This is a genomic window from Endozoicomonas sp. SESOKO4, from assembly GCF_024606275.1.
Map to the genome: position 1 here is coordinate 1 of NZ_JAHHPS010000438.1, position 3,252 is coordinate 3,252.

The window sequence follows — 3,252 nt, forward strand, 5'->3', positions numbered from 1 at the left end:
CTCAATTTCTTGCAATCCTCGCTACGGACGCTTAAGTCCGACAGGCTGCTAGAAATTGTTTCAGTCGTTCATTGTTGATTTATGAATATTGTTGATTGATTTTTCAGAGAGGCAGTTATGGCTTTGCCCCAGAAAAAGGTGGTAGCGATTACATCCTTGGGCGGACTCCTTGAGGCCTATGACTTTACCGTTTATGCGCACATGGCAGCCTACATCTCGCAGGTTTTTTTTCCTGCCTCAGATACTACCGGTTCGCTGATTAATACCTTTATTACTTTTGCGTTTGGATATATTTCCAGACCGCTTGGGGCTATTGCCTTCAGTCACTGGGGAGATCGCTACAGCCGTAAGGCGAGTTTTACGGTCACCATTCTGCTAATGGCGATCTCAACATTGTTGATTGGTCTGTTACCCGGTTATGCCCAGTGGGGTCTGCTGGCCCCTGTTCTTCTTGCTCTTTTGAGGTTTTTGCAAGGATTCTCTTTTGCAGGTGAGCTTTCTGGTGCTTTCACTTATCTCTATGAAACCGTCCCTGCCCGAACACAAGGCTTTGCTGTCAGCATTCTGGGTGCGGCGACTCTGGCTGGAACTCTGCTGGGTGTCAGCCTGCATGGGCTACTGGTTCATCTATTGACGATGGAACACATGATTGATTGGGGATGGCGAGTGCCCTTCATACTGGGTGGATCTCTTGGAGCTGTCAGTTATGTCGTCAGAAGACGTTTTGTGGAGCCAGAAGCTTTCAGACTTCTGGTGACACAGGGTGAAGTGGAAAAAGTACCAGTGCTCACGCTGTTGAAACACTACAAGTCACAAATTTTTACCGGGCTACTGCTGGTCATGCCGGTGCTGGTTGCTGTGACAGTGCTGGTCTTGTTTATCCCTGGCTATCTGACTCGATTGCTCGACTATCCAGCCAGAGAGGTGGCTCTTGCCAATGGCCTCAGCATGTTCGCCGGAGTGCCTTTATGCCTGCTGATGGGCTGGCTGGCTGATCGGGTCGACAGGCGCTATCTGATGCTCAGCGCTTCTCTTCTGATCGTTGTGATGGCCTGGCCACTTTTCGATTGGTATGCTTCTGGCGATGCGAATCTGTTGGTGACTGCTTTAATCGGGGCCATCCTTTGGGGGAGTATCGATGGCATTTCACTTTTGCTGCTGGTCTCGGCCTTTCCAACAGGCATCCGTTTTACCGGAATGGCTTGCGTATACAATATCGCCGCTATGATTTTTGCCGGCTTTGGCCCAGTTATCTCAATGGGTTTGATTCGAGTGACTCACTTGCAGGCAGCTCCTGCATTTTACCTGATGATCAGTGGGTTGGCAGGTTGTTTGGGGGCTATGCTGATATCACCTGAACAGCGAAGGAGTCATCCAACATTCTCTGATGAGCTGGAACCCACCGCTTAGACACAATGCCCGGGCTGTGGATTCCAGCGATTCGGGGACATTAAAAAGTGATTGCGTTTTCCGGTACAAAGTTTTCTGGTATCAGGGTGGTTTCTTTGCTGGATTCCAGTGTGAATGGGAAGTCCAGATTGAAATGCAGTCCCCGGGACTCCTGCCGGGAGAGAGCACATTCAATAATCAGCTCTGCAACCTGGGACAGATTCCTCAATTCAATCAAGTCATTGCTGATCTTGAAGTTGCTGTAAAAATCATGAATCTCATGTTGCAATAATCTGGATCGGTTCCTGGCTCTCAGAAGCCGCTTAGTCGTCCTGACAATGCCTACGTAGTCCCACATGAAGCGTCTGAGCTCATCCCAGTTGTGTGAGATCACAACATTTTCATCAGAGTCGGTCACCAGACTGTCGTCCCATGCTGGAATTTCAGGGCAGGGAGGTTGATCGGCGATGGTACGGTTAATATCTTCGGCGCAACTTCTGGCGCTGACAAAGCATTCCAATAGTGAGTTGCTGGCCAGACGGTTGGCTCCATGCAGTCCGGTAAATGAACATTCACCGATGGCGTAAAGTCCCGGGAGATCAGTTTGGCCGTTAAGATCCACAAGAATGCCGCCGCAGGTGTAGTGAGCTGCCGGAACGATAGGAAGTGGTTCGCGGGTCATATCAATCCCGTATTTCAGGCACCGCTCATAAATATTCGGGAAATGAGATTTAATGAAGTCCCGTGGCTGGTGACTGATATCCAGAAACAGGCAGTCTGCACCCAGCTTCTTCATTTCATGATCAATGGCTCTGGCGACAATATCCCTGGGGGCCAGTTCACCTCGTTGGTCGTAGTCATCCATGAAGCGAGTTCCATCAGGTCGCACTAGCAAACCACCTTCTCCGCGGACAGCTTCAGATATCAGGAAGGACTTGGCCTTGGGGTGGAACAGGCAGGTAGGATGAAACTGGTTAAACTCCAGGTTGGCAACCCGGCAGCCGGCACGCCAGGCCATGGCTATACCGTCTCCGCTGGCACCATCGCTATTAGTGGTAAAAAGATAGGCTTTGCTGGCACCACCACTGGCAATAGCCTGTGCACGTCCGCGGAACAGTTTTACCTGGTCTGAATGGATATCCAGTACATAAACCCCGACGCACTTTTGTTCATCCAGACCAAGTTTACTGGTAGAAACGACGTCGATGGCCAGATGATGTTCATAGAGGTCAATGTTGGGTTGTTTCCTGGCTTTGTCGATCAGGGTTTCTGAAATGGCTCTGCCGGTTGCATCAGCGGCATGAATAATTCTTCTGGTGCTGTGACCGCCTTCCCGGGTCAGGTGAAAGTCAAAATTCTTTTCATCCTCCTGTTCACGGGTAAAGGGGACGCCCTGGTCAATCAGCCACTGGATGCTGGCATTACCCTGTTCTACAACGTGTCTGACAGTAGACTCCCTGCAGAGTCCCGCACCTGCTATGAGTGTATCTTCTATATGTTTATCGAGGCTGTCCTGCTGTGTGTCCAGAACGGCTGCGACTCCACCCTGGGCCCCGGCTGAAGAGCCGGCCATTAACTCGCCCTTACTCAAAATGGCGACGCGCAGGTGGCTATCCAGGTGGAGTGCCAGTGTCAGTCCCGCTGCGCCACTGCCAATGATTACTACGTCATAGTCAAGTATCGGATGCATGTATATTCCCTGATCCCTCTAATAACAGACTGCGGGGTCTGTTTCAGGAGCTCGTCACCGACAGGCTCCGGTCTGAAAAATATTATGAACACGGGCAGGGATATTATCCACTGGACATCAGGTGTTCAGGCTGGACTGCGCAGTTTCCTGTGCCCGAGAGGCTGACCGTAAAC

2 protein-coding genes are annotated in these 3,252 nt (G+C 50.8%); one reads left to right on the forward strand and one right to left on the reverse strand.

Translation table 11 applies throughout. The features are described 5' to 3' along the window. The first annotated feature begins 117 nt into the window (after nt 1-117). On the forward strand, nt 118-1,410 hold the full coding sequence (locus KDK16_RS08680) for an MFS transporter (protein ID WP_257275628.1): 1,293 nt from the start codon (nt 118-120) through the stop codon (nt 1,408-1,410). 40 nt (nt 1,411-1,450) lie between these two features. On the opposite strand, the gene nadB is transcribed toward KDK16_RS08680, so the two are convergent. Next, nucleotides 1,451-3,079 carry an L-aspartate oxidase gene (nadB, locus tag KDK16_RS08685; protein ID WP_257275629.1) on the reverse strand — a complete coding sequence of 543 codons (1,629 nt, stop codon included), beginning with the start codon at nt 3,077-3,079 and terminating at the stop codon, nt 1,451-1,453. Nucleotides 3,080-3,252: the final 173 nt, after the last annotated feature.